The organism is Yoonia maritima (assembly GCF_003003285.1).
Taxonomy (GTDB): Bacteria; Pseudomonadota; Alphaproteobacteria; order Rhodobacterales; family Rhodobacteraceae; genus Yoonia; species Yoonia maritima.
In genome coordinates, this window is record NZ_PVTP01000001.1 from 289,554 (window position 1) to 315,167 (window position 25,614).

Annotated in this window: 25 protein-coding genes; 12 read left to right on the forward strand and 13 right to left on the reverse strand. The window is 53.0% G+C overall.

The genetic code is table 11. The features are described from left to right. The first annotated feature begins 21 nt into the window (after positions 1–21). Entirely contained in the window at positions 22–678 is a 657-nt protein-coding gene (locus CLV80_RS01470; RefSeq protein ID WP_106354009.1) for a hypothetical protein, read from the forward strand. 230 nt (positions 679–908) lie between these two features. Here the strand turns inward: CLV80_RS01470 and msrB are convergent, their stop codons facing one another. After that, the gene (msrB, locus tag CLV80_RS01475; RefSeq protein ID WP_207766464.1) at positions 909–1,301 is read right to left on the reverse strand and encodes a peptide-methionine (R)-S-oxide reductase MsrB; all 393 of its coding nucleotides are present in this window, start codon (positions 1,299–1,301) and stop codon (positions 909–911) included. A 70-nt stretch (positions 1,302–1,371) separates the two neighbouring features. Here msrB and CLV80_RS01480 point away from each other — a divergent pair, with 70 nt between their 5' ends. Genes CLV80_RS01480 through CLV80_RS01490 form a run of 3 tightly spaced genes read left to right on the forward strand, consistent with a single transcriptional unit; the run spans position 1,372 to position 4,442 of the window. Further along, positions 1,372–2,088 carry a GNAT family N-acyltransferase gene (locus CLV80_RS01480; protein WP_243394345.1) on the forward strand — a complete coding sequence of 239 codons (717 nt, stop codon included), beginning with the start codon at positions 1,372–1,374 and terminating at the stop codon, positions 2,086–2,088. A 30-nt stretch (positions 2,089–2,118) separates the two neighbouring features. After that, a complete protein-coding gene (locus CLV80_RS01485) occupies positions 2,119–3,927 on the forward strand; it encodes an ABC-F family ATP-binding cassette domain-containing protein (RefSeq protein WP_106354016.1) in 1,809 nt (602 codons plus the stop codon). Continuing rightward, positions 3,894–4,442, forward strand: a complete 549-nt coding sequence (locus tag CLV80_RS01490; RefSeq protein ID WP_243394347.1) for a GFA family protein — start codon at positions 3,894–3,896, stop codon at positions 4,440–4,442. The genes CLV80_RS01485 and CLV80_RS01490 overlap by 34 nt, the downstream gene beginning before the upstream one ends. 16 nt (positions 4,443–4,458) lie before the next feature. Here the strand turns inward: CLV80_RS01490 and CLV80_RS01495 are convergent, their stop codons facing one another. From CLV80_RS01495 to mazG, 3 genes are all read right to left on the reverse strand, one after another. Continuing rightward, positions 4,459–5,319, reverse strand: coding sequence for a phosphotransferase family protein (locus CLV80_RS01495; RefSeq protein ID WP_106354020.1), 861 nt, complete (start codon positions 5,317–5,319; stop codon positions 4,459–4,461). Between the two features lie 130 nt (positions 5,320–5,449). Further along, a complete protein-coding gene (locus CLV80_RS01500) occupies positions 5,450–6,454 on the reverse strand; it encodes a Fe(3+) ABC transporter substrate-binding protein (protein WP_106354022.1) in 1,005 nt (334 codons plus the stop codon). Positions 6,455–6,521: 67 nt separating this feature from the next. Continuing rightward, positions 6,522–7,343 carry a nucleoside triphosphate pyrophosphohydrolase gene (mazG, locus tag CLV80_RS01505; protein ID WP_106354025.1) on the reverse strand — a complete coding sequence of 274 codons (822 nt, stop codon included), beginning with the start codon at positions 7,341–7,343 and terminating at the stop codon, positions 6,522–6,524. A gap of 144 nt (positions 7,344–7,487) precedes the next feature. Here mazG and CLV80_RS01510 point away from each other — a divergent pair, with 144 nt between their 5' ends. From CLV80_RS01510 to CLV80_RS01535, 6 genes are all read left to right on the forward strand, one after another. Further along, positions 7,488–8,645, forward strand: coding sequence for a M20 aminoacylase family protein (locus CLV80_RS01510; protein WP_106354028.1), 1,158 nt, complete (start codon positions 7,488–7,490; stop codon positions 8,643–8,645). 30 nt (positions 8,646–8,675) lie between these two features. Continuing rightward, positions 8,676–9,653 (forward strand): agmatinase, encoded by a 978-nt coding sequence (speB, locus tag CLV80_RS01515; RefSeq protein ID WP_106354030.1) that lies wholly within the window; start codon positions 8,676–8,678, stop codon positions 9,651–9,653. Between the two features lie 19 nt (positions 9,654–9,672). Next, entirely contained in the window at positions 9,673–10,110 is a 438-nt protein-coding gene (locus tag CLV80_RS01520; RefSeq protein ID WP_106354428.1) for a DUF1499 domain-containing protein, read from the forward strand. 18 nt (positions 10,111–10,128) lie between these two features. Next, positions 10,129–11,184, forward strand: coding sequence for a peptide chain release factor 1 (prfA, locus tag CLV80_RS01525; protein ID WP_106354032.1), 1,056 nt, complete (start codon positions 10,129–10,131; stop codon positions 11,182–11,184). Further along, positions 11,181–12,002 carry a peptide chain release factor N(5)-glutamine methyltransferase gene (prmC, locus tag CLV80_RS01530; RefSeq protein ID WP_165793287.1) on the forward strand — a complete coding sequence of 274 codons (822 nt, stop codon included), beginning with the start codon at positions 11,181–11,183 and terminating at the stop codon, positions 12,000–12,002. The genes prfA and prmC overlap by 4 nt, the downstream gene beginning before the upstream one ends. Before the next feature lie 223 nt (positions 12,003–12,225). Beyond that, a complete protein-coding gene (locus CLV80_RS01535) occupies positions 12,226–12,786 on the forward strand; it encodes a DUF4167 domain-containing protein (RefSeq protein ID WP_106354035.1) in 561 nt (186 codons plus the stop codon). Positions 12,787–12,820: 34 nt separating this feature from the next. Here CLV80_RS01535 and rsmA read toward each other — a convergent pair whose 3' ends face one another. Genes rsmA through lptF form a run of 6 tightly spaced genes read right to left on the reverse strand, consistent with a single transcriptional unit; the run spans position 12,821 to position 20,243 of the window. After that, positions 12,821–13,669, reverse strand: a complete 849-nt coding sequence (gene rsmA, locus CLV80_RS01540; RefSeq protein ID WP_106354037.1) for a 16S rRNA (adenine(1518)-N(6)/adenine(1519)-N(6))-dimethyltransferase RsmA — start codon at positions 13,667–13,669, stop codon at positions 12,821–12,823. Between the two features lie 47 nt (positions 13,670–13,716). Further along, entirely contained in the window at positions 13,717–14,688 is a 972-nt protein-coding gene (pdxA, locus tag CLV80_RS01545; RefSeq protein ID WP_106354039.1) for a 4-hydroxythreonine-4-phosphate dehydrogenase PdxA, read from the reverse strand. Next, positions 14,685–15,902: a peptidylprolyl isomerase gene (locus CLV80_RS01550; protein WP_106354041.1), complete on the reverse strand. Its 1,218-nt coding sequence runs from the start codon at positions 15,900–15,902 to the stop codon at positions 14,685–14,687. The genes pdxA and CLV80_RS01550 overlap by 4 nt, the downstream gene beginning before the upstream one ends. Before the next feature lie 20 nt (positions 15,903–15,922). Continuing rightward, on the reverse strand, positions 15,923–18,022 hold the full coding sequence (locus tag CLV80_RS01555) for an LPS-assembly protein LptD (protein WP_106354043.1): 2,100 nt from the start codon (positions 18,020–18,022) through the stop codon (positions 15,923–15,925). Beyond that, the gene (lptG, locus tag CLV80_RS01560; RefSeq protein ID WP_106354046.1) at positions 18,022–19,116 is read right to left on the reverse strand and encodes an LPS export ABC transporter permease LptG; all 1,095 of its coding nucleotides are present in this window, start codon (positions 19,114–19,116) and stop codon (positions 18,022–18,024) included. Before lptG ends, CLV80_RS01555 begins: the two co-directional genes overlap by 1 nt. Beyond that, positions 19,113–20,243: an LPS export ABC transporter permease LptF gene (lptF, locus tag CLV80_RS01565; protein WP_106354049.1), complete on the reverse strand. Its 1,131-nt coding sequence runs from the start codon at positions 20,241–20,243 to the stop codon at positions 19,113–19,115. Before lptF ends, lptG begins: the two co-directional genes overlap by 4 nt. Positions 20,244–20,382: 139 nt before the next feature. Here lptF and CLV80_RS01570 point away from each other — a divergent pair, with 139 nt between their 5' ends. Then, positions 20,383–21,849 carry a leucyl aminopeptidase gene (locus CLV80_RS01570; RefSeq protein ID WP_106354051.1) on the forward strand — a complete coding sequence of 489 codons (1,467 nt, stop codon included), beginning with the start codon at positions 20,383–20,385 and terminating at the stop codon, positions 21,847–21,849. A gap of 1 nt (position 21,850) precedes the next feature. Continuing rightward, on the forward strand, positions 21,851–22,306 hold the full coding sequence (locus CLV80_RS01575; RefSeq protein WP_106354053.1) for a DNA polymerase III subunit chi: 456 nt from the start codon (positions 21,851–21,853) through the stop codon (positions 22,304–22,306). Between the two features lie 88 nt (positions 22,307–22,394). On the opposite strand, the gene CLV80_RS01585 is transcribed toward CLV80_RS01575, so the two are convergent. From CLV80_RS01585 to abc-f, 3 genes are all read right to left on the reverse strand, one after another. After that, positions 22,395–22,973, reverse strand: a complete 579-nt coding sequence (locus CLV80_RS01585) for a retropepsin-like aspartic protease family protein (RefSeq protein WP_106354057.1) — start codon at positions 22,971–22,973, stop codon at positions 22,395–22,397. Positions 22,974–22,982: 9 nt separating this feature from the next. Then, positions 22,983–23,612, reverse strand: a complete 630-nt coding sequence (locus tag CLV80_RS01590) for a MarC family protein (protein WP_106354059.1) — start codon at positions 23,610–23,612, stop codon at positions 22,983–22,985. Between the two features lie 98 nt (positions 23,613–23,710). Next, positions 23,711–25,564 carry a ribosomal protection-like ABC-F family protein gene (gene abc-f, locus CLV80_RS01595; protein ID WP_106354433.1) on the reverse strand — a complete coding sequence of 618 codons (1,854 nt, stop codon included), beginning with the start codon at positions 25,562–25,564 and terminating at the stop codon, positions 23,711–23,713. Positions 25,565–25,614 lie beyond the last annotated feature (50 nt).

Below are 25,614 nucleotides of genomic sequence, written 5' to 3' on the forward strand. Positions count from 1 at the left end.
ACCTATTAGAAGGAGATATTTATGCGAAACTATCTGTGGGCTGTTGGCCTTATTTGTACGCCATTTCTAAGTGCTGCCGATAATGCAATGCGCATCACTGAGCCTTCTTCTTCCAATGCGTTCTATGTTGGGTATGAGGCCATAACAGATCATCCTGAATGCCAAGGCCCCGCTGAAGCGGGCTTTCGTATTTCTTCGTATTTCCAAAATGTGACCTACGGAATGCACAATGCCGACGGGCTGTTTCACATCGAAAGAGGTGATCTGGAAGAAGTACCGCAGGCTAAATGTGTAAGAACGTTGCGTCGCGGGGTTGAAATAACACAGACAAGTGTGGCCTGTTCGCCCGAGGAAATGCAGGCTTACGAAGCGATTTCATCAGCGCCGGCACCCACGTTAGACTTAGCTGTTGAATTGTTTGGATGTGTATCTCCAGTTGGACAAGCCAATTTAGGTGGGACTTGGGTAGCGACATTACACAAGTCAGATACAGAGTTTCCGATCTCAGGTGACATAGCAGCTGGTAAAGAGCCGGTTCAACATAGTGATGGATCATGGTCCCATGTAAGTCAGACTTATACTCGTATGACCGACGCATATTTGATACGCGTGAACACGAGTGGGCCGAGGAAAGCATACGCTCTCCGTTCAGTAGAACGTCTATTATACTTAGGCTAAACGATACACCGGCAATTGATGTGAACTTGCGCTGCTTGCCGATCATGCTTGATGGACTTGGGGCGAGATCATCCTATTTAGAGATACCTCTTAGGATGTTCGTTAGCGATACTGCGCACGATACCTGTACTGGCGATGGTTGCCCCATTTGGAGCGATGATCATCGGTATTCAAGGTTTAGGAGTAACCCCGCGAACTATGGATGGGGGTGTTTCGAGTAGGCTTTTAGCTTACCCATCCGCCTCAAACGTCATCGCAACCCCGTTCATGCAATACCGTAGCCCTGTGGGCTGTGGTCCGTCGGGGAAGACGTGGCCGAGGTGTGCTTCGCAGCGGGCGCAGTGGACTTCCGTGCGTTTCATGAAAAACTTGCGGTCAACGCTTTCGCCTACGGCCTCTGGGCTGATGGGTTGGTAAAAGGATGGCCAACCGGTGCCGCTTTCGAATTTGGCGGATTGATCAAATAGGGGGGCACCACAACACACGCAGTTGAAGGTGCCTGGGTCTTTGGGGAAATTGTCATGCGTACCAGACCGTTCGGTCCCATGTTTGCGTGTCACCTTATAGGCAAGATCGGATAGTTCTTCACGCCATTCGGCGTCGGATTTCACAATTTTGTCCATCGGGTTCATAATCCTTTTGCATTCTTATCTTCTAACCTAAGCTGACACGAGAGGTTCGCCAAGGTAGTCAATGATGACATTTCCGTTCGAAAAGGGGCGTTTAAGGGCTCGGCTCGCTGCTGGGGATGAAGACCTGCGTGCTTGCCAGCGATTGCGGCACCAGAGTTTCTTCGGACGCGCTGGTGTTGATGTTGCACCGCTGGACCCCTTGTTCCAACATTTGATGATCCTTGACGAGGGTGGGCAGCTGCGTGGGACGCTGCGGTTTCGTGTGTCGCGTACAGGGCATGATATGAACCAAGGCTATGTCGCGCGACACTATGACCTGCGGCGATGGAAGGATGTCGCGGGACCATTTCTTGAGATTGGTCGTTTCTGCACGGTGCCGGGTGATTTAGATGCTGATTTGCTGCGGATGCTTTGGGGGGCGTTAACGCGCGTTGTGGATTCGGAGGGAATCTCAATGCTTTTTGGTTGCACAAGTTTTGAAGGAACAGACCCAAGCCGATATGGCGCAGTGTTTCACCGGCTTGCGCGTAACCACCAAGGGCCGGCCGCTTTGCGCCCGGTCCTGAGCGATCCAAACGCCGTCCCATTTGCAAATATCGCAGCCTGCGGGATTGCCCCGATGCCTGCGCTGTTGAAATCATATCTGTCGCTTGGCGGTTGGGTCGGCGATCATGTGGTGATTGATCACGATATGAACACGCTTCATGTGTTCACGTGCCTAGAGGTAAATGCCATGTCTGCGGCCCGCGTGGCGCGTCTGCGTGCTGTTGCCAGTTGACGACGCCCGCGCCGCGCCGTAGCAGGCGATATGGCTAGAGCACCCTTACTCCAAATTTCCGACATCGCGCTGACATTCGGCGGCGATCCTGTATTCGAAGACCTGTCATTGGTGGTTCAACCCGGTGACCGTGTGGCCCTTGTTGGGCGCAACGGTTCGGGTAAATCCACCTTGATGAAGGTCATGGCCGGTTTGGTCGAGGTCGACAGCGGCACCCGTGTCGCATCGCCCGGCGTGCAGGTCGGCTATATGGAACAAGACCCCACGATGGAGGGGTTCGAGACGTTAGGCGAATACGCGGCCAGCGGGCTTGACCCTGATGAGGCGTATAAAGTCGATATGGTCGCTGAGGGGCTGAAGTTTGACCCGGCAGGCAAAGTTGCCACTGCTTCGGGCGGTGAACGTCGTCGCGCGGCACTGGCCAAATTGATGGCCGAAGCGCCTGAACTGATGTTGCTAGATGAGCCTACAAACCACTTAGATATCGAAGCGATTGCGTGGTTGGAAAATGAACTAAAAACAACCCGCGCTGCATTCGTGTTGATTAGCCACGATAGGGCGTTTTTGCGTGCGCTGACGCGTGCCACGCTGTGGATCGACCGTGGCGCAGTACGTCGCGCCGAGGAAGGGTTTGAGAATTTTGAGGCTTGGCGCGATAAAATCTGGGAAGAAGAAGACCAGCAGCGTCACAAGCTAAACCGTAAGATCAAGCAAGAGGCTCGCTGGGCGGTCGAAGGCATTTCTGCGCGTCGTACCCGTAACCAAGGACGGCTTCGGGCGCTACAAGACTTGCGTGCAGAAAAGGCTGGACAGATCAAACGCCAAGGCACTGCGGCAATGGCATTTGATGGCGGCAGCACCTCTGGTAAAAAAGTAGTCGAGGCGTTTGGCTTGACCAAATCCTTTGGTGACAAGCAGATTGTTCAGGGGCTGGACCTGACCGTACAGCGTGGCGATCGTATCGCGTTTGTCGGGCCGAATGGTGTTGGGAAAACGACACTCATCAAGATGTTACTGGGTCAAGTTGAACCAGATGAAGGGTCGGTTAAGCTCGGCACGAACCTAGATATCGCGTTGTTTGATCAGACCCGTGCGGCGCTGAATAACGAAATGTCGCTGTGGGAAAACCTTGCGAATGATCCCGAACTTGGGGTGAGCGGTAAATCGGATCAGATCATGGTTCGGGGCAATCCGAAACATGTGGTTGGCTACCTGAAAGAGTTCTTGTTTGACGAGGCGCAAGCCCGAGCACCTGTGCGGTCACTGTCTGGTGGTGAAAAAGCGCGTCTACTGCTTGCACGCCTGATGGCACGCGAAAGCAACCTGCTGATCTTGGACGAACCGACCAACGATCTTGATATCGAAACGCTTGATCTGTTGCAGGATATTTTGGGCGATTATGACGGCACTGTTCTGCTGGTCAGCCATGACCGTGATTTTCTTGACCGGGTCGCGACAACGACCATCGCGATGGAAGGCAACGGGCAGGCTGTTGTTTATGCAGGTGGTTGGACCGACTATCGCGCGCAACGTGGCGGGGACTTTGTGGAAAGCAAAGAGGCGTCAAAGCCATTAGCGAAAAAGCAAAAGCAGGTTGAAAAGAAAGCCGAGACCGGACTCTCGTTCACCGAAAAACACCGTCTCGAAGAACTACCGAGCGTCATTGATCAACTGACCGCAGAAATTGGCAAGCTCGAAGAACTGCTCGCAGATCCAGAGCTATTCACGAAGCAGCCGGTGAAATTTCAGAAAGCTTCTGATGCGCTCGTCGCCCGTCAAATCGCACTATCGGACGCAGAAGACGAATGGATGACGCTAGAAGAGAAGGTGGCCGGGTAGCTGCGTTAGAAACGAATGCTATTTCTCTTTCGTCTTGGGATGAAAGAGAAACATCCAGTATTGTTGACGTAAACACGTGGATCACATTGACCGCGAATGCGTATTTAACTGAACAATATTGGAGACGTGATATGGCAAAAGGCAGTTGTGATTGCGGCGAAGTAAGTTTTGAGGTCGAAGGCTTAGGAGACGCCGTGACGATTTGTCATTGCGGGCAGTGCCGACGGACAAGCGGTCATCATTGGGCGTCGATACATGCGTCTTTTGATAATGTTGTGTTTACAAACGAGCAGGGGCTGACTTGGTATAAGTCATCTGCTTATGCAAAGCGTGGGTTTTGCAAAAGCTGTGGTTCAAGTTTGTTCTACCGTATGAACGATGACGATAGCATCAATATTGCGCCGGGTTGTCTGGACCAACCGACAGGTCTGACTATTGGTAAGCATATTTTCGTTAAAGACAAAGCTGACTATTATGAAATCACCGATGATGCACCACAGATCGAAACGTATTAGCAAGTTGGAGGCTGGGTTAGCTTTCTTTGGGCGATCCTAAAATGTCACGACAGCAGTGAAATAGCGGCAGGTCGTCGTTCTTTCCGCAAAATGACCAGTAGGCCGCCAGCCATTTTGTGATTGGGGTACGTTTGTTGGTAAACCCATGATCATCCAGCCATGCATTGGCTTGCTGTTGGCCCGCGTCATTCGCAGCCGGCGTTATCGACGGGTTTAAGAACGCAGCGGCGGCAATCGGGTTGAAGGATGCGCAACCTGCAATTGTTGTCCCGCCAAAGTCTAACACGGCTGTGATTTTCCCATTCTCGCATAAGACATTGGAAGGGCAGTAATCCAGATGAACAAGCGATGGTTTATCCGGTTCATCGATCTTGGCAATCAGATCGTCCACATCGATATTTAGCCCGCAAACATTCAGCGACGCCTCGGCGCGGGCACGCAGGAAATCTTTAAAGCTAATGCTTCGAATAGGGTTCGCGAGCGCCAGTTCGCCGTATTCAGTTTCGTTCTTCAGTAGTCCTGTAACTTGGGTCGCGCTTTCTAGGTAATCGTTCACTAAGCGTTCGCGTTGCGTTGGGGTGCATTGCGGGAGAGCCTGATGCATTGGCCTCCCGGTAAGACGGTCTTCGATCGTAAAATGGAACCCATGCTGAAACCCAAAGTCACGTATGTGTGGAATTTCAAACCGGACCATTTGGGGCGCATTTTGAAGTCGAGAGAGTAGGGCAACTCGGGCAGCAACATCTGCGGCAACCGTATCGGCAGCATGAACGCGTAGCGCTTTATCAGGGCCTAAGGCAAATACTTGTGCCTCTGCGCCTGCGCCCAGAAACGATGATCGGTCAGTGCCAAAGTGCGCAAGGAGGGTTTCGATCATTTTGATAGGCCGCTCGCAGAATTGATACTGTTTGACCCTACACCGAAGTATTTCGCCCGCAATGATCAAGTGTCGTTGCGGGCGAGTTGGTTTACGTCTTGTGCAGTGGGGGCCAACGCCCCCATCATGCTTAGCCGTCGAAGTTGACTTCTTCCATGATCCGCAAGGAAACAGGGCGGTGCGAAGCCAGTTCTTCTAGTTTTACGTCGTCGGCAGTGAACTCGCCCCAACCAGAAACCAGCTCAGACAGCTCTGCGCTTTCGAGTACTGGGTATTCGTAGTTCAGCTCTGCGTAGATGCTCTGAGCTTCGGGAGATACGAGGTATTCCATCAGTTGCAGGGCTTCTTCGCGGTTTGGTGCCGCTTTGGTCATCGCAACACCAGAGATGTTTACGTGTGTGCCGCCGTTCTCAAATGTTGGGAACACGATACGGACAGAGTTTGCCCATTCGGTTTGCTCTGCGTCCTGCAGCATTTTGCCCATGTAGTATGTGTTACCAAGGCTAATGTCGCATTCGCCAGCCCAGATCGCTTTGACCTGTGCGCGGTCGTTGCCTTCTGGCTTGCGTGCAAGGTTTTCACGGACGCCAGCGGCCCATTCAGCTGCACCTTCTTCGCCGTGGTGCGCCACAACAGCAGAGGTCAGAGCAAGGTTGTAGTTGTGAACGCCGGAACGTGTGCAAATGCGGCCTTCCCATTTGTCGGACGCCAGATCTTCGTATGTTGTGACTTCGCCGTCAGCAACGCGTTCACGTGATGCATAAACGATCCGTGCACGTTTGGTCAGGCCAAACCAGCTGTTGTCTTCAGCGCGCAGTGACGCTGGGACTGCTGCTGTCAAAACGTCGCTTTCGACGGGCTGGATTACGCCGCCATCAACGATTTGCTGCAAGTTGGCGATATCAACTGTCATCACCAGGTCAGCTGGTGAACGATCGCCCTCGGCCTTCAGGCGCTCAACGATACCGCCATCAACGAATGCCAAGTTTACGGCGATTCCTGTGGATTCTGTGAACGCGTCCATAACCGGTTGGATCAGCTCTGGTTGGCGTGTTGTGTAGATGTTCACATCTGCAATGGCGGGGGCTGCAACTGCTGCGCATGCGCTTGCAAGTAGACAAGTACGTAGGGTCATAAAGAGGCTCCATGTTTAATCGGCGCCTATAAATCTGACTATTTTACTTGGGTCAACGCATTTTTGCTTAATTAGGCTTCAACTCGCTCAATTTTGCGGCATCCCACAACGCATCCATTTCGGCTAAGTCACTTTCAGATGGTGATTTTCCTTTGGCTGAGAGCGCGTCTTCGATGGCTTCAAATCTTCTGGTGAATTTTGCGTTCGTACCACGCAAAGCGGCCTCTGGATCAACGCCAAGGTGTCGTCCAAGGTTAGCAACGACGAACAAAAGGTCGCCATACTCTTCTTCGACCTCAGTCTGCGTAAGCGTGTCGCGCGCCTCGACCAGTTCGGCGGCTTCCTCTTTGATTTTGTCGATCACTTGGCTGGTGTCAGGCCAATCAAACCCCACACGCGCCGCACGTTTTTGCAGTTTTACAGCGCGTGTTAAGGCGGGCAGCCCAGCTGCGACACCGTCAAGCGTACGACCTTGCTTTTTGCCTGCGCGTTCGGCTGCTTTGATCTTTTCCCAGTCTGCGGTTTGTTGATCTGCAGATTTGTCGCGCGATTCGTCGCCGAACACATGTGGATGGCGCGCGACCATTTTATCGGCCACGGACTTCACAACGCTGTCAAAGCTGAATAATCCAGCCTCTGAGCCCATTTGCGTATGATATACCGTCTGCAACAGAAGATCGCCCAGCTCCCCTTCGAGTTCTGGCCAATCCTTCCGGGCGATAGCGTCGGCGACCTCATAAGATTCTTCAATGGTGTAGGGGGCGATACTATCAAAGTCTTGTTCGATATCCCAAGGGCAACCCGTTTCAGGGTCCCGTAAGCGGCGCATGATTTCAAGCAAGCGTGGGAGGCCGCCGTTCGGGTCATGAATTAGGGTGTCGTCAGTCATGCTGTGCCTCATGCTATTTGGGGTGAAGCTATCGAAACGTGGCTCCAACGCCAAGGGGCGGATTGTGATTGGAAAGCGATTGACACACCCCGAAATAGGCACTCTGTCAGTGCATAGATTATTCCTACGAAAGCGAGTCCTAGAATGCCTGTGATTAACCGTATCGCTGATTATGCAAATGATATGCAGGCGTGGCGCCAGCATCTTCATGCTCATCCAGAATTGGCGTTTGACTGTCACAAAACCGCGGCCTTTGTTGTTGAACGTTTACGTGAATTTGGCATCGACGAAATCCATGAAGGTATTGCGCAGTCCGGTGTTGTCGCGATTATCGATGGTCAAGGGGACGGGCCAACCATTGGTTTACGCGCCGATATGGATGCGCTTCCGATGGATGAATTGACCGGGCTGGATCATGCGTCGACGGTAAAGGGCAAGATGCATGCCTGCGGGCACGACGGTCATACCACGATGCTGTTGGGGGCTGCAAAATACCTCGCGGAAACGCGCAATTTTTCAGGACGGGTCGCGCTTATTTTTCAGCCTGCAGAAGAAGATGGCGGTGGTGCGGATCTCATGGTCAAAGAGGGAATATTAGACACGTTTAACATCGGTCAGGTCTATGCGCTTCATAATGCGCCGGGAACGCCTGTGGGCGCTTTCTATACGACGCCGGGTCCGATTTTAGCCGCTGTGGACGAGTTTCGTGTGCGGATTACGGGTAAAGGTGGGCATGCCGCCCAGCCACAAGATACCGTTGACCCGATTGTGGCAGCGGTCGCTATTTATAATGCTGTTCAAACGATCATCAGCCGCAACCACTATCCCCAAGATGATCTTGTTATATCTGTCACGCAGTTTCACGCGGGATCAGCTGATAACGTTATCCCCGAAACAGCACTGGTGAGCGGAACAGTACGTACGTTCAAACGGGACGTACAGGCGATGGTGATGAAGCGGTTAGAAGAAATCGTTGCTGGGCAGGCGGCCGCATTCGGCGTTCAGGCTGATCTTAGCTATGAGGTCGGTTACCCCGCTACTGTCAATGATACTGACAAAACCGCCTTTGCAGTAAAGGTTGCGCGTGAAGTTTCTGCAGATGTCGTCGATGACGGTGATCGCGAAATGGGTGCCGAGGATTTTGCCTATATGCTAGACAAACGTCCGGGTGCATATCTGTTCATTGGAAATGGTGACACGGCAGGCCTACATCACCCAAATTATGATTTTGATGATACTGTTGCGCCAGTTGGTGCGTCGTATTTCGCACGTCTGGTTGAACGTGCTCAGCCGATTGGGTGATACTAGCTTTGGTCAGAAACGGGGGGACACATGGCATTAGAAGACGCGAAGGGGCAGGTTGACCTCGCTTTCACGCGGACCAATCGCAAAGGATTGGCCTATGAAAACGCCTTTGGCGGTGCAGTTTCGTTTCTGCGTCGAAACTATACCAAAGACCTTGATGGCGTTGATCTCGTGGTCACAGGTATTCCATTCGATCAGGCTGTGACGCATCGCCCCGGTGCACGTTTCGGTCCACGCGCGATCCGCGAGGCATCGTGCTTGCAGCCCTATGATCCGCCTTATGGTTGGGGCGGATTTGACCCCTTGTCTGAATTCGAGATCATCGATTACGGTGACATGCCCTTTGACTATGCTAATGTCGCAGATGTGCCTGCGCTCATCGAAGCTCATTTCAAGCATATCTTACATGCTGGCCCGGGTACGGTAGCGCTTGGCGGTGATCATTTCATGACGTTGTCGATTTTGCGTGCTTATGCTGCGAAATATGGGCCGATGTCGGTCATCCAATTCGATGCCCATTCAGATTTATGGGCGGATGATGACATGAACCGCATCGATCATGGCACGTTCATGTACAAGGCGGTTAAGCTAGGGTTGATTGATGTCGAACGATCCGTTCAAATCGGTATCCGGACGGAATGTGATGACTACCACGGAATTCAATACATCGACGCCCGTACCTGTCATGAAGTGGGTGCAAGTAACGTCGCCAAGCGGGTCAAGGACATTGTCGGAGGTCATCCGGCATATGTGACATTTGATATAGATGCACTTGATCCGGCATTCGCACCGGGCACTGGTACGCCTGTTTGGGGCGGTTTGGCCAGTTGGCAGGCGGCTGCGATCTTGCGCGATTTAGCAGGGATCAACATGGTCGGTGGTGATGTGGTAGAAGTGTCACCCCCATATGATACAACAGGTGCCACAGCCATTGCGGGTGCACATGTCGCTATGGAGCTATGCTGCCTTGCGCTGTGTAATAAACGTGAACTCCCGATCGCGTGAATGAAAAGTGGTGTTCAAAATGCTGATGCGTATCATATTTCTTGTTAGTATCGCTATTGTGTGGGTAATGCTCTATGTGCGGTTTTCGCCAACGCGTGTCCATCAATGGCACAAGGTACCGACATTTTCTGGGGCTGGTGATTATCAATCCCCGGGTGGCTTTCGCGCGGTACGCAAACTGACGGCACCAACGCAGGACGCATTGCGCGCGGCGGAGCAACGGGCACTTGCGACACCGCGCACGAAATTGATCGCAGGAAGCGTCGATGAGGGCATGCTCACCTTTGAAACGCGGTCGCTGATCATGGGCTTTCCAGATTATACAACAATCGCGGCTCAGGATGGGGTTTTGATAATTTCAGGGCGTCTTCGCTTTGGTAAATCCGATATGGGAGTAAACAAAGCGCGCATTGTTGGCTGGCTGGAAACGCTTGCCCCCTTGACCGAGCCGCTCTGATCGGCCAATCGGGTTCCCATGATAGCATCCGATAAAATTGAACAGATCATTGACCGCTTTCAGTTTCTAGAGGCCAAGATGGCCGATGGCGCTGCGGGAAACGAAATTGCAGCGCTTGGGCGTGAATACGCAGAGCTGCGCCCCGTGGTCGAAACGGTCACCGCTTACAAAGATCTGGTTGCACAAATCGCCGACGCCGAGGCGATGTTGTCTGACCCTGAGATGAAGGAACTGGCCGAGGCTGAGTTGCCGGACCTAAAGGCTGCGCTTGAGGCATCAGAACATGATGTTCAGCTGGCGTTGCTTCCAAAAGACGCTGCTGATGCGCGTCCTGCGCTTATCGAAATTCGCCCGGGTACTGGCGGGGATGAGGCGTCGCTATTCGCGGGTGACCTGCTGCGCATGTACCAACGCTACTCTGAAGGTCAGGGATGGAAGTTTGAAATCCTTGAAATGTCCGAGACCGAACTTGGCGGCATCAAAGAAGTTGTCGCACGTGTCGCTGGCGACGGCGTGTTTGCCAAGCTCAAATATGAAAGCGGCGTGCACCGCGTGCAGCGTGTTCCTGAAACCGAAAGTGGGGGGCGTATCCATACGTCTGCTGCGACGGTCGCCGTTTTGCCAGAGGCCGAAGACGTTGATATCCAAATCAACCCCGGAGATTTGCGGATCGATACGATGCGCGCGTCAGGATCGGGCGGTCAGCACGTGAACACCACCGATTCCGCAGTGCGCATCTTGCACATTCCAACGGGGATCATCGTGGTCAGCGCCGAAAAGTCCCAACACCGGAACCGTGAAATCGCGATGCAGGTGCTAAAAACGCGACTGTTTGACCTAGAACGCCAGCGTGTCGATGGTGAACGTTCTGCTGATCGTAAGGCGCAGGTCGGATCGGGCGACCGATCTGAACGCATCCGCACCTATAACTTCCCGCAGGGTCGCATGACAGATCACCGGATTAACCTGACACTTTATTCATTGGGCTCGATTATGCAGGGTGATCTAGAAGAAACGATCACTGCACTGCAAGCGGATGCGCAGGCGACATTGCTGGCGGAAATGGGCGCGTGACACCTGAACAACTGACGGCCGAAGCTACAACCATGCTGAGCGAGGTGGGTATTCCAAATCCGCGCCGCGAAGCGAGGCTGCTGTGGCAAGCCGCGTTCCCTGATCACTATATCGACCACAATGACCTGTCGGACGGAACGCTCGCAGAAAAATACTTCGACCTTGTTCGTCGCCGGGTCGCACGCGAGCCATTGTCGCATCTGGTTGGGTATCGCGATTTTTATGCACATCGGTTTTTGGTGAGCGCCGATGTTCTTGACCCACGGCCAGATACAGAAACTCTTATTGTTACGGCGTTGGAAGATCAGTTCAGCAATGTGCTCGACCTTGGGACAGGTTCGGGATGTATTTTGCTATCACTTGTTGCAGCACGTACAGGCGCAAAAGGCATCGGTGCCGATGTGTCCGTCGAGGCTCTCTCTGTCGCGCAGAAAAATTGCGCAAATCTAGAGCTGGAATCACGTGCGTCATTCATTCAGTCTGATTGGTTTGCTGAAATCACAGGACAATTTGATCTGATCGTTAGTAATCCGCCTTATATCGCGCTTGACGAAATGGATGACTTGCAGCCCGAAGTACGCCTGCACGAACCCCGTTTGGCGCTGACCGACGAAGCAGACGGGCTGACCGCCTATCGGATCATTTGCCGCGATTCGCCGGCGCATTTGACGCCGGGTGGGCGTTTGATCGTTGAAATCGGTCCAACGCAAGCAGCGGCCGTGTCAAAGCTGATGTCAGATGCGGGGCTAGTCAACATTCGCGTCGTACCGGATTTTAATGGTCGAGACCGTGTTGTGGCCAGTGAAATGCCCAAATAACGGTAGAAAACCAGTATTATGGCGTAAAATTGCGCGTGATCGATAATTTATACTTGTCTTGATGCCCCCCACATGTTTATTCAAATGCATCGGACGGTAAGAGGGCCAGTTTGGATCTCCCCCCGATCAGTCGCCAAAACATCGCAAGGCCAAAAATTTGAAACGCGCATAAGGCGCGACATAGGTCTAGCGCAACGACAGCCAAGGGCTTGAAAGCAAATCAATGAGATCATCGAAGTCACGGTCACGGAACAAGAACCGTAATAACCGGCCCTCGGGCGGGAACATCATTAACCGAGTTTTTGACAGCTCTGGTCCTGATGGCAAGGTGCGCGGCACCCCGCAACAGATCATCGAGAAATACAACCAATTGCATCGTGACGCGCAGTTGTCAGGTGACCGTGTAAACGCGGAAAACTTTGCGCAACACGCAGAGCACTACACACGTATGCTTGCCGAAGCGCAGCGCGAAGTTGATCAGCGCCGTGAGGAGCAAGAAGCCCAGAACCGCGAACGCCAAGCTGAACGTGATCGTGAACGCCAAGAGCGGGTGAAAGCCCAAGAAGCGGCATCAAATGATCCTGCAAAGGCGGAACAGCCACAATCAGGTGGATTTGATCAGCCGGTAATGGACGATGACGATAACCAAGATAACGGGTTGGTCGAAACGCCAGAAGAAAAGCCAAAACCACGTGCCCGCAAACCGCGCGCACCGCGCAAGCCCAAGGTCGAAACACCGACCGAGACGCCAAATGGTGATAGCGCGCCAGAGGCCGCCGAATAATGAAAAAGCCCTCCGATTTCGGGGGGCTTTTTGTTTACGCCGGGTTATTTTCCAAACTGCGTGCCAGTGCGCAGAACGCCTCTAGTCCCACTTGTTCGGCCCGTTCGGTTGGTTTGATACCGACGGCGTTTAAGTGGTCTTCAATTTCAGGACTGACGGATTTGAGCGCAGAGCGTAGCATCTTGCGCCGCTGATTAAACGCGGCTGCAACGACTTTGTTCAGAACGCCGGGATCGGCCGGGAAACGCGGCGCGGGTAGGGCGGTGAGGTGGACAACAGCAGAATTGACTTTGGGCGGTGGGCTGAATGCCTCTGGTGGTAATTCAAGCACGATACGTGGATCGGTGCGCCACTGTGCGAGTAGCGCGAGCCGTCCGTAGGCCTTGCTGCCCGGTTCTGCGACGATACGCTGCGCGACCTCGCGTTGAAACATCAGCGTCAGGCTTTCCCAAAATGGTGGCCATTCAGGCGGGGTCAGCCAGCGTACCAGCAATTCCGTACCAACGTTATAGGGCAGGTTCGCTGCAATCTTGATCGGGGCTGTCAGGTGCTCAAGCGGGTTGACGTCCAATGCGTCGCCATTGATGGTCGTCAATTGGCCCGGATAGGCATCGGCGATCTCAGCCAAGGCAGGCATACAACGCGGATCCTTTTCAATGGCGAGGACACGGCGCGCGCCCTCAGCCAATAGGCCACGTGTCAAACCCCCCGGTCCCGGTCCGATTTCGAGCACATCTGCGCCAGTCAAGTCACCAGCGAGACGCGCAATCTTTGCGGTAAGATTGAGGTCTAACAGAAAGTTCTGACCAAGCGATTTTTTTGCTGCCAGCTCGTGGGTCGTAATGACGTCGCGCAACGGAGGAAGGTTATCAATCGTGCTCATGTTCTGTTCTTACCGATGGGTTATGCGGTGGGGTAGATCAAATTTAGCTAAATTTGATCGCGGCTGTCCGCCATTGTTGCGGCCATTTTGATCGCGGCGATCATCGACGTTGGGTCCGCTATGCCTTTGCCCGCGATATCAAACGCAGTGCCATGATCTGGTGAAGTACGGACGAAAGGTAAACCTAATGTCACATTAACCCCGCCAGAGAAATCAATAGTTTTGATCGGGATTAATGCCTGATCGTGATACATGCACACAGCGACATCATATTGGGTACGTGCGCCGGCATGGAACATTGTATCGGCAGGCCAAGGCCCAGTTACGTCCATGCCTTGTGCGCGCAATGCGGTCAGGACCGGGGTGATCATGTCGATCTCGTCACTTCCCATTTTTCCGTCTTCACCGGCATGAGGGTTTAGCCCCGCCACGGCAATGCGCGGCGCTGCGATGCCGAAATCGCGGCGCAGCGCGGCATGGGTGATCAACAAGGTGTCTGTCAGTAAGGATGCTGTGAGCTGGCGTGGTACATCTGATATTGGAATGTGTATCGTCGTCGGTACTACGCGTAGTTCATCGCAAGCGAGCATCATGACAACACGGTCCGTGTCAGCAAGTGCGGCTAAATATTCAGTATGGCCGGGATAAGGGAAATTTGCCCCGTCAATTAATGCTGCTTTGTGGATTGGGGCAGTGCATAAACCACTTGCTTTGCCATCGCGAACAAGCTGAACACCATCGGCAATCGCATCAATCACCCCTTGTGCGTGGGTAGGATTGGCGATGCCCGGTTGGACGCCCGGCCCGAAATCACGAGGCAAAACATGGAACGCATTGCTACTAAGCTCGGCAGTAACGCTTGTATTATCTATCGTTTTAACCGGCGTCCCATTCGGTAGATGCCGTGGATCGCCAAGCCAGACGATCGGGATTTCATCGCGCAAAGCCTTCCATGCAGCGACCGCAATTTCAGGTCCAATACCCGCAGGTTCGCCACAGCTGATCGCAATTGGTTTCATCGTGAAACAATAACAGCCGATGCACGCAAATCTTCGACCAGCGCATCAGCCAGCCCAGCCAGACGTTGGCTAGTGATTTGGTTGCGTATCGCATCTGGATTAGCGTCCGTATCACCCGCTTGATTCCGTGCGCACATCATCAAAAACACAAGTGTTTGACCGTTATCGCGTGTCAGGTTGTAGGACACCTCGCCCGGGTCAAGGCGTGCGAGCTCAAGTGCGACATCGCGCGAAATTTCGGCTGGTGCGACAGTAAAACGGTCGAGCGCTTCGATTGGTTGATTACGGGCGACACCGTAAAGATCATCACATGTATCGACACGATTTTTGACACCTACGGCGGTGCGCAATGCGTCGTCGGATTTGCCGCCCGGAATGTAATATGCCGCGTAATCAATGCTGACCGGTGCACTAGTCGCGCGCGCGGCCTCTCGCGTGCCGCGTTTTTGGAACAAAGCAATCGCGTTGGGGATTTCGATGGGGTCGGTGACTTCGCCCGGTTCAAGGTCAAGCAACATTTGCTGTAATTGGGCAGGGTAATTCGAAATTGGTAGCCAGCCTAAGCGTCCGCCATTTTCACGCGATGGAAGTGCTGAAACCTGACGTGCAGCAGCTTCAAAATCAGCATATGATCGCATTTGAGAAATTTCACGCGCGGCTTCTTCTGCTTGTGCACGACGTTCAGGCGGCGGTGCGATGATGATTTCGGACAAAAGGACTTCGATCTGTGTGGGGCGGTTGCCTTGGCGTTGTTGCGCACGTTCGACGTCCGCGTCGGTCACTGTGACCTCGCGGCTATAGCGAGCGCGGATGTAATCCCGCCAAGCAACGCCGACTTTTACAAAGTCGCGCAACGTAACGAGATCTACGTTGTTTTGCGAGAGAAGGTTGGTGAACTGTGGCAGGCTTAGGTTTGCGCGCCCGGCGAATTCTTCCATCGCGGTCTGCAGTGATGCATCGCTAAGCTGTAAACCGACACGCGCCATTTCTTGTTGTTTTAGCCGATCTTCGATCAAACCAGTCCGCGCGACTTCGTTTAAATCGCCTGGAGTCCGAAACATTTCAAGCAGCCGCATACGCTGATTTAGCTCATAGCGGGTGATCACTTGGTCGTTCACGGTAATCACCGGAGCAAGCTGCCCTTGTGCCAGTGCTGCTGTGCTGGATGTCAGCGCCCAAGCCAGAATAACGGCTATGTAGGTAAATGCGCGCATTTGGGTCCTCGTTATCAAATTCAGTTCCGGCAACCTGCCGCTAGCCCAGCTGTGGACCGCCCCGCAGAGAAACCTGTCAGTGAGCCGCTTAGCCCATAAGTCGTTGTTGGTTCAACCGTAGTGGAAGACGTATAGCGACGCGAGGCCGAAACGTTAATGTTCACGCATTCGTTCTGCCAGCCGACACCAATGCCTGCTCTTACGGGTCTGTCGTCTGCGACGTTGTAACGACCGTCAAGGTCGATACTCCACGCGTCATTTACGATAAACCCTGCGTCGAGCGTCCATTCTGAAACTGTGTCTGTGCGGTCTTCCGTCGCATCTTTTGCCTGCCAGATATATGCTGCGGCAAGTGATATACGGTCGTTTTGCCAACCAATCCGGCTGTCGGTAACGGTGATGTCCGCATTGTCGTCAAACAATGCGCGTGCATCAAATAAGAAACCGTCGTCGGTTGTAAGTTGCCCCGCAACAAGCCAGTCTGACCGTAGCCCATCTAAACCAGATGATTTGGAAAAGTCAGTTTGCGGCTCGTCATGAATGACCCGACCGAACGCGAGCACGGATGACAAGCCGGACTTGCCTAACCTTGTGTAGCTTATGCCTGCTGCACCTTGATAACCGACTTCGACTGCGTCATCGCCAGAAAAACGAGAAACATCAAATAGGTTACCGTGGTCTAATTCGCTGCGGGTGCTATCTTCGTTTGGCACAGTCGCGCCGTAGCTTTCGGACCATGACAGGCTGATTGTTGGCTCTATCAAGTGTGATGCCCCGTTGGATGAATAGGCTGCGAGAGGCCAGCGTATCCCCGCATGCACCGACGGCACGACGCGCGTATCACTGATTGGAAAACTGCTGTCGTCTAATACGTGGTATAGGTCTGTCCGCATTCCAGCTCCGGCATTCAGCAATACGCCGCCATTGACGACCCAACTGTCATCCCAATCTGCAAAAGCGCCAATCCGGCTTACGTCCCGACCAGCGTCACCGTCGACGTTACTATAACGATAAGCGCTGTCGATGCTTATACCCATCGTCACAGTCCCACCAATTTTTGGATAATACCGTGCTTCGTGGTTTGCATCGGCAATGATTGGCGGCAACGAGGCGTTGGATTCATCGTCGCGTAGTGTCTGGTAATATGTAAGCCGTGTTTGTGTGAGTGTCGTGTCAGTCGCTTTGGTCAACGAAATCTCGCTGTCCAATCTGTCTTTGTCGGAATAGCCGTAATCAAGCAAATATGCAGTATCGCTGACGGCTTCGATATCGAATGTAAGCTTGTAGTCATCGGATAGATCGAATTCGCCAGCGGCAAAGACATATGATCGGTTTGCATCTTCCAAGGTATCGTCGCTATAGGCGCCCTCGATACGCAAGTCGCCGTTCTGGAATGCTTGTCGATAAATCAATTCCAAGGTGCGCGTTTCAGCCGATACGTAAGGGGTGAGTGTTACATCACGGTGGTTCCCCAAAGTGACGAAGTAGGGAATTTTAATCCCTGTTCCCAATTGTGATGTATTGCGTTGCTCAGGGATCAAGAACCCTGTTGCACGTTCGAGGTTCGGATCTGGCAAACGCATTTTCGGCAGCCAGAGCACAGGAACGTCCCGAATGCGTAGCGTTGCGTTCTCAAAGTAAAGTTGCTGTTCGATGTCGTCATGGACAACCCGTTGCGCACGGATGGACCACAGTGGTGGCTGATCGGCGCAAACCTGACATGAGGTCGCGACCGTTTTGTAAAGCTGTGAATAGCGCCCGTCACGGCGATCAATTTGGTTGGCAGCAAGCTGCAACTGTTGATCAAGAACGATGCGTGCGCCCTGCAGTACGCCGTTTTCCAACGTGGGATCAAGCTGCCCTGACTGCGCAGTGAGGACAGTACCGTCGTCGGCTTGAATGATGATCGGGCCAGAAATGCTAAGCTGGTCGTTGGCGCGGTCATATGTAATTTGCGCAGCGGTCATACGCGTGCCCAGATAAAGAACCTCGACATTACCGCTGGCAATCAATTCTTCGTTTTCCGTGACACGTACGCTGTCAGCGATCAATGTCGCGGCACTTTGTGACAGTGCCATTTGGGGAAACAACATCAATATGAACGTAGCAAATAGGCGCATTAGCCATCCTCGTTGTGCAACAAAATACCCCAGCTTAGCCCGATTGCAGCCAGCGGCGGTGCCCAGGCTGCAAGTACCGCGGGCAATTGCCCGTTTTCACCCAGCACTTGCGCAAAGTTGCGAATAAAATAGATGACGAAGGCTAGCAAGATCGCGAACATGACCATCAATCCGGTGCGTCCGCCGCGCTGGTGGCGTAGCGTGAAGGCTGCTCCGATCATGACCATTGCGACCAAAAACAGCGGTTGGGCAATTTCGGAATGGAACCAAACAACGTGACGCTGTGCTGAAAAACCTGCCTTACGAAGGCGTTCGATAAAGGCAGGTAGTTCCCAAATAGGAATCGATGAAGGCGTGCCAAAACTGTCACGAATTTGGTCAGGTGTCAGTGTCGAAGGGATGGACATATTCGGCTGAATGAGTGCGGTTACCTCTGGTGTTGACCCGTGATCGAAGCGCCAGAGTTTTGCATCGCTAAGCTGCCAAGATCCGGTTTGCAACGCTGCAGATTTTGCATTGATACGCCGTGTTGGGCTTCCGTCAGGGCCAAAGCTGATAAATGTCACATCGGTGAGTGCAGTACCGTCTAGATTTGCGCTTTGGGCACGAATAACGGTTTGCCCCAATTCACCACCCTGACGCAGCCAAAGCCCAGATGATCCAATCGAAAGGACAGAGCTATCTCCGCGTAGCGCGCCAGAACGCGCCTCGTATTCTTTGGATGTGCTGGCGACAATTGGATTTACGATGCCTACCGCAAACAGACCGATCAGAAGCGCGACAAACAGTGGAGCATTCAATGCGCGCAAAGCTGATCGTCCAGCAGCGCGGGTGACGACCATTTCTGAAGATCGTGCGAGACCAAGAAATAAGGCTATCGAGGCCAAGATCATAATGAGCGGCAAAATACGATACACGCCTTGCGGGATATTGAGCAAAGTCAGCGCTAAGATCGCCATAAACCCTGCGTCAGCTGACGCATAACGGCGTAGCTGTTCCACAATGTCGAGAAACACCATGATCATAAAAAATACCGCGAGCACCCCGAGAAAAGTCATTAAGAACCGACGTGCGAAATAGCGATGTAAAATCATGACGCGGCCTTTTCTTTAGGGCGACGTTTGAACAGATACGGCCGGGTTGCCCAAAACAACAAGAACCAGACGATTGCAAACCCGGCGACTGACGGAAGATACGTTGCCACCCAGAAGCGTTCATCGCTTCGTGCAAGGTTCAGTCCTGCAGTTTCCATGGCTTTTACGACAATAATAAGAAGAATCGCGGCTACAATCTGTCGCCACACCCCAAATCGGCTGAAGCCTCCAACAAGAAGCGTCGCAAACCCCAAAAGAGCCGCGACTGTGCCAAGTATTGATTGGCTAAAGCGATCATGGCCGCGCGCCTTTAGCTGTGCCTCTGAACGGCCAGTTTCGACCATTATTTCTGGCGTAGGATGCAACAGTTCCCAAGTCGAAAGATGTGAATCACGGCGTCCGCGTTTACTGGTTTTCTCAATGAGACTACCAATATTATACGCGAAATCGTCGAATGATGTTGTTGACAATCGTTGTCCGCTCAGCTGCAGCGTTTGCACCAAACCGTCGATCATCACTAACTGTGTTTCATCCGTGTCATTCACCAAAAACGCCCGCGTGGCGGTGTATGTCACATGTTGCTCAGTGCTGCGCGTATCAGACAAAAAGATGTCCTGTAGCTCTCCTGATGGGGTGATGTGGCGAATGTAGAATGTGACACCGTTGATCGGTTCGATAAACTGACCTTCGGTCAAAAGTCGCGCAGTGATATTTTGCGAAATGTCCGATTGGCGCTCAGCAAGGCGCGCCGCGCTCATTGGGACAAGGAAATGCATAAGCATCATCATCAAAAATGCGACAATGATTCCAAAATACAAAACAGGGCGGGCTAAGCGAAATGCAGAATACCCAGTCGCCTGAACAACGACCAATTCAGATTCGGTTGTCATTCTGTTCGTCACGTAAACGGACGCCGCAAAGGCAGCCAATGGAAGCGCAAGGCGAATAACCGATGGTAAGGATAGTGCTGTGAATTCAAGAAAAACACTCGCTGATTGCCCGTCAGCGATCAGTTGATCGAACAAGACAACAGCCCGGTTAATCCAATAGATAAGCACCAACACGAGGCTAAAAAAGCCAAACAGAACCATCAATTGTGACAGTAGATATCTGTCAAATTTTGCCAAATGAGGATCCTTCGTGCAGGCGCTATGCTTAATTGACGGCACGCTAGCTCATTGGTGCGCCGGATTGAACAGCTATCTGGTCATTGTGTGGTGCACGGGCTACCTATTGCATAGATCAAATTCACCTTGAGGAGTCATCATGACAACGCCAGCGGAAATTCAGTTCAAAGACGTCGATCTTGATGTGGTTGCGACCGCTGTCGGAAAGTTGGCTGTGTTTGTCGACAACGACGGAAAGCTGGACCTTGGGGCACGCAAGGTGAACACCTTGACCCGCAAAGCGCTGTCGCGGTTTCTAGAGAGCGAACAGTTTGAGAAAATGAGCGCAGGCGATGTCTCTCAGATCGCGTATCCTGCCGGGTTGGCAGCCGAAGCGGTGATCGTTACCAAACTTTCGCGCCGCCCTTCATCGCAAGAGGCGCGCAAAGCGGGAGCACAACTTGCCAAAGCGCAAGGTGATGCTGATTTGACAGTTCTTGCAGGCAGCATCGCACGTGCGGACGAAATTGCGTTGGGGCTGGCGCTGCGCGGCTATAAATTTGATACGCATAAAACGGCTGAAAAAATGCCGATTGGCGCCGTTTCATTCATGGTTGCCAAACCCGAAGACGTTGCAAAGACCGCAGCCCCAATGGCAGCAATAGCAGAAGGCGTGTTCTTTACCCGCGACCTGACAAACGAACCCGCGAACGTTCTCACGACGGATGACTTTGCCGCTCGCCTTGCCGCGATGCATGAACTGGGACTTGAAGTTGAAATTCTAGAAGAGGACGATCTTGAACGACTGGGCATGGGCAGTTTGCTATGTGTCGGGCAGGGGTCAGATAGCCCGTCGAAGGTTGTTGTAATGTCATGGAATGGTGGCGGGGATGAAGCACCATTTGCTTTGGTCGGTAAAGGCGTTGTCTTTGATACGGGGGGGATCAGCCTAAAAACAGCCGCTGGCATGGAGGACATGACCATGGATATGGGCGGGGCAGGTGTTGTAGCTGGTGTCATGCGCACATTGGCCTTACGTAAAGCGAAAGCTAATGTTGTTGGCCTTGTTGGATTAGTTGAAAACATGCCGTCCGGCAATGCAGTCCGTCCAGGTGATGTCGTGAAATCCATGAAGGGTGACACGATCGAGGTCATTAACACAGACGCCGAAGGCCGTTTGGTTCTCGCCGATGTGATGTGGTACGCGCAGGAACGGTTTAAACCTGTTGGTATGATCAACCTTGCAACACTGACCGGCGCGATCCTTGTTGCCTTAGGGCATGAAAATGCTGGCGTGTTTTCGAATTCAGACGACCTATCCGAATCCTTTATCAAAGCTGCCAGTCTAGAAGGCGAAGGCGCGTGGCGGATGCCGATGGGCAAAGCCTATGATGCAATGCTGAAATCGCGGATCGCTGATATGAAAAATATCGGTGGCCGCGTCGCCGGATCGATTACAGCTGCGCAATTCTTGCAACGGTTCGTTAAGGAAGACCTGCCATGGTGCCATCTTGATATTGCTGGCGTCGCGAGTGTGAAAGCGGAAACCGGACTTGCGCCTGCTGGTGCTACTGGGTGGGGTGTTATGGCACTGAACCGTCTGATTGCTGACAAATACGAGGCCTGATGTGGGCGCCGCCTATTTTTATCACTTAACGGACAGCCCGCTTGAGACGACTTTGCCGATGTTGATTGGTAAAGCGCGTGAGGCGGGCTGGCGTGTGTTGGTTCGCACGAACAACGATGGCTTAACGAAGCGATTGGACGAAGTTCTGTGGCAGGGGCCTGATGATGGGTTTAACCCGCACGGGGTGGCTGGTGGCCCGCACGATGCCGATCAACCAGTGCTGTTAGGCAACGCGTCCGCTGAGGGGTTTCATTGCGTAATGAGCGTCGTAGGAGCGGATGTAACCGCGGAAGAGATCAACGCCACAGAACGGACATGCATCCTGTTCGATGGATGGGACCAAGAGGCGCTACAGTATGCACGCGGGCAGTGGAAAGCGCTGACGGACGCTGGCTGCAAAGCACAGTACTGGGCCCAAGAAGACGGGCGTTGGACCAAAAAAGCTGAGAAGACTTAGAATTCGAAGGTAGGATCGAAACCTTCGGGAAGTTCAGTCGGCGTTGGTGCACAAGCCGCGAGTGCAAGTGCAAGTAAGAAGGCGTATTTCATCGACTTAGGACCATTTGGTTGTTGCTTATTTCGATGTGATCAAAGCGGTTAAGGTAGGTCATACCCAACAGCGACATATCGATTTCGCCACCATTTACGACAGCGTTGATATCCGTGTCTTCGATTTGACCCAGCGCGATGTTGTCAAGAACGACAGGCGCTGTGCGGACTTCTCCATTGGCAGTCATCGCGTAGCCCCAGTAGTTTAGCTTGCCCGGATCAATGCCAATGCGCTGAGCGTCTTGTTGGGTCAGGACAATCTGGCTTGCGCCGGTATCCACGACAAACCGAAGCGGTACATTGTTCACCGCGAGCGTGAGATAATAGTGGCCGTCTTGACTACGGGGAACCTCAATCCGTCCGTCCGCCAGATATGCTTGGCGACCAGCAGTGTCGCGACTGATGTCCTCCCACAGGCCGTAGGCACCGATGACGCCCAGAAAAATGAATAGCCAAATCGCTGCCTGCTGCAACGTTTTGTTGAGATTTTCACGACCGGAAACAATAACTGACCCGGCAATAGCGAGGCCGAGAATGCCCAAGTATAGCGCGCGCATTGTTTGGTCTGTGGTCATGGCATTCCCTTAACCGCCGATCCCGAAACCACGTAGGCCGTCGAGGATGAATTGCACTGCAAGCGCAGCGAGCAACATTCCCAAGACGCGGGTTAGAATGTTTAGGCCGGTTTTACCTAAGGCGCGTTCAATCGCGTTGGACGCAAGAAAGGCCAAAAATACGATCGACAAAACCGCAAGGATCACGCCCGCAATAGCGGCAAAATCTGTCGCACCCTGTGCTTGCCCTGCAAGCAGGATAACGGTTGTAATTGCCCCAGGCCCGACGATCAGCGGTAAAGCCAGTGGAAATACGGATGGGTCATCGTGGTGTTCGTCAAGCCCCTCTGCGGCGTTGTCTTCGCGGCGTGCTTGGCGTTTTTGAAACAGCATCTCTAGCGCGGTCAGGAACAGAAGAATGCCCCCAGCGATACGGAAAGCATCCATTGAAATCCCAATGAAACCAAGAACGGCTTCGCCAAGGAGGAGAAAGACCATCATCAAAAACGCGGAAACGACGCATGCACGGATCGCAATAGTGCGGCGTTGTGCGGATGACATGCCTTGGGTCATCGCGATAAACACTGGCGCAAGGCCCGGCGGGTCAATGATGATAAACATCGTTGTAAAGGCGGCGATCAACGCGTGAAGTTCTGTCATGTGAAACTTATGTATGAGGGAAGATCAAATTTCTAGAAATTTGATGCCTCCGGCGGGAGTATTATTGGCAAGATGATGTTAGTGCCCTGCGGTTTAAGCTATGCTTTCTCCGCTTTATCCAAACGTTCGAGTGCCACCATCCACATCGCTTCTGCGCGCTCTAGGGCGTCCATGACTTCGGCGTATTTTTTGTTCCATGTTGCAAGCTCTCCTGCTTTGCCGTCTTCGTACAAAACCGGGTCTGCGAGTTTTTTGGCAAGCTTATCACGCATTTCGTTGATCTTTTTTACGCGATCTTCGTTTTTACGCACGTCAGATCGTAGCGCCTGTAATTTTTCACGGCTTGGTTTTGCGACTTTGACAGGCTTGGGTTTGTCTTTTTCGACTTGCTTTTCAGGGGTAAGCAGTAGTTTGCGGTAGGCCTGAAGGTCTTCGTCGAAGGGGGTGACATGCCCGTCTTTGACCAGCCAGAGACGATCCGCGACCATCGACAGCAGGTGCATGTCGTGGCTGACAAGGATCACGGCCCCAGAGTAGGCGGTTAAGGCTTCGACGAGCGCTTCGCGGCTTTCGATATCAAGGTGGTTTGTCGGCTCATCGAGGATCAGCAGATGCGGTGCAGGCAGGGTGGCTAGCAGCAATGACAGACGAGCCTTTTGTCCGCCGGACAGACGACCGACTTCCGTATCGGCCTGGTCAGCACCTAGGCCAAAGCCCGCAAGTCGTGCGCGCAGTTTGGCTTGGCCTTCGTGGGCGCGTTCGCGGAGTAGGTGGTCAAGCGGGGTTTCTTCGATCCGCAGCTCGTCTACTTGGTGCTGTGCAAAGAACCCGATACGCAGCTTGTTAGATGTCACCATCTTTCCGTTTGCGACTTCAAGTCTGCCAGATAACATTTTGGAAAGGGTTGATTTTCCTTCACCGTTTCGTCCAAGTAGTGCAATGCGATCGTCTTGGTCGATGCGCAAGTTTAGGTCGCGTAGAATGATCGTTTCATCATATCCAACAGCAGCACCTTCAGTTGCAATAATCGGGGGTGACAGTTCTTCTGGCTCTGGGAATGTGAACACTGTCCGCGCAGCATCTTCTGGCGCACGAATGGTTTCCATTTTTTCCAGTGCTTTCACGCGGGACTGTGCCTGCTTTGCCTTGGATGCTTTTGCCTTAAAGCGATCAACAAAGGCCTGAAGGTGCTGGCGTTGTGCGTCCTGTTTTTTCGCGGCAGCGGCCTGAACGGCGCGGTTTGCGGCGCGTTGTTTGGCGAACATGTCGTAGGTGCCCGTGTAGTACACCAGCCCCTTATCTTCGAGATGCAGGATGCCACCAACAGAGCGGTTCAGTAGTTCACGGTCGTGGCTGACGATCAGAACGGTATGGGGATATTTGACAAGATATGCCTCGAGCCAAAGTGCGCCCTCGAGGTCAAGATAGTTTGTCGGTTCATCCAGAAGCAACAGATCAGGTTCTGAAAACAAGACTGCGGCCAACGCAACACGCATCCGCCAGCCGCCAGAAAAGGCAGAGCAGGGTTGCTGCTGTTCTTCATGTGTAAACCCAAGCCCCTTAAGGATCGTGGCGGCGCGCGCTTCGGCCGACCATGCGTCGATGTCGGCAAGGCGGGTTTGCACTTCTGCGATACGTTCAGGATCGGTCGCTGTTTCAGCTTCTGCCATGAGTGCTTCGCGTTCAGTGTCCGCACGCAGCACTGTGTCAATAAGCGATACTTCGTTTCCGGGGACTTCTTGGCTCACACCGCCGATTTTCCAGCCTCGCGGGATGTTTACGCTGCCGGTATCCAGCACCATTTCGCCACGAATGATGCGGAACAGCGTTGTCTTGCCAGAACCATTGCGTCCAACAAGCCCGACCTTATGGCCTGTTGGGATCGTGACAGTTGCGTGTTCGACCAGCGTGCGGCCTTCGACAGAATATGTGAGATCAGAAATTTTAAGCATAATGCGGCTATGCTTGATCCAAAGGGCCGGGTCAATCATATGATTTAGCT

Excerpts from the sequence above, each read along its gene's own strand:
- CLV80_RS01470 (WP_106354009.1), top strand. The coding sequence starts at position 22 with ATGCGAAACTATCTGTGGGCTGTTGGCCTTATTTGTACGCCATTTCTA.
- msrB (WP_207766464.1), bottom strand. The coding sequence starts at position 1,301 with ATGGACAAAATTGTGAAATCCGACGCCGAATGGCGTGAAGAACTATCC.
- CLV80_RS01480 (WP_243394345.1), top strand. The coding sequence starts at position 1,372 with ATGATGACATTTCCGTTCGAAAAGGGGCGTTTAAGGGCTCGGCTCGCT.
- CLV80_RS01485 (WP_106354016.1), top strand. The coding sequence starts at position 2,119 with ATGGCTAGAGCACCCTTACTCCAAATTTCCGACATCGCGCTGACATTC.
- CLV80_RS01490 (WP_243394347.1), top strand. The coding sequence starts at position 3,894 with ATGGATGACGCTAGAAGAGAAGGTGGCCGGGTAGCTGCGTTAGAAACG.
- CLV80_RS01495 (WP_106354020.1), bottom strand. The coding sequence starts at position 5,319 with ATGATCGAAACCCTCCTTGCGCACTTTGGCACTGACCGATCATCGTTT.
- CLV80_RS01500 (WP_106354022.1), bottom strand. The coding sequence starts at position 6,454 with ATGACCCTACGTACTTGTCTACTTGCAAGCGCATGCGCAGCAGTTGCA.
- mazG (WP_106354025.1), bottom strand. The coding sequence starts at position 7,343 with ATGACTGACGACACCCTAATTCATGACCCGAACGGCGGCCTCCCACGC.
- CLV80_RS01510 (WP_106354028.1), top strand. The coding sequence starts at position 7,488 with ATGCCTGTGATTAACCGTATCGCTGATTATGCAAATGATATGCAGGCG.
- speB (WP_106354030.1), top strand. The coding sequence starts at position 8,676 with ATGGCATTAGAAGACGCGAAGGGGCAGGTTGACCTCGCTTTCACGCGG.
- CLV80_RS01520 (WP_106354428.1), top strand. The coding sequence starts at position 9,673 with ATGCTGATGCGTATCATATTTCTTGTTAGTATCGCTATTGTGTGGGTA.
- prfA (WP_106354032.1), top strand. The coding sequence starts at position 10,129 with ATGATAGCATCCGATAAAATTGAACAGATCATTGACCGCTTTCAGTTT.
- CLV80_RS01535 (WP_106354035.1), top strand. The coding sequence starts at position 12,226 with ATGAGATCATCGAAGTCACGGTCACGGAACAAGAACCGTAATAACCGG.
- rsmA (WP_106354037.1), bottom strand. The coding sequence starts at position 13,669 with ATGAGCACGATTGATAACCTTCCTCCGTTGCGCGACGTCATTACGACC.
- pdxA (WP_106354039.1), bottom strand. The coding sequence starts at position 14,688 with ATGAAACCAATTGCGATCAGCTGTGGCGAACCTGCGGGTATTGGACCT.
- CLV80_RS01550 (WP_106354041.1), bottom strand. The coding sequence starts at position 15,902 with ATGCGCGCATTTACCTACATAGCCGTTATTCTGGCTTGGGCGCTGACA.
- CLV80_RS01555 (WP_106354043.1), bottom strand. The coding sequence starts at position 18,022 with ATGCGCCTATTTGCTACGTTCATATTGATGTTGTTTCCCCAAATGGCA.
- lptG (WP_106354046.1), bottom strand. The coding sequence starts at position 19,116 with ATGATTTTACATCGCTATTTCGCACGTCGGTTCTTAATGACTTTTCTC.
- CLV80_RS01570 (WP_106354051.1), top strand. The coding sequence starts at position 20,383 with ATGACAACGCCAGCGGAAATTCAGTTCAAAGACGTCGATCTTGATGTG.
- CLV80_RS01585 (WP_106354057.1), bottom strand. The coding sequence starts at position 22,973 with ATGACCACAGACCAAACAATGCGCGCGCTATACTTGGGCATTCTCGGC.
- CLV80_RS01590 (WP_106354059.1), bottom strand. The coding sequence starts at position 23,612 with ATGACAGAACTTCACGCGTTGATCGCCGCCTTTACAACGATGTTTATC.
- abc-f (WP_106354433.1), bottom strand. The coding sequence starts at position 25,564 with ATGCTTAAAATTTCTGATCTCACATATTCTGTCGAAGGCCGCACGCTG.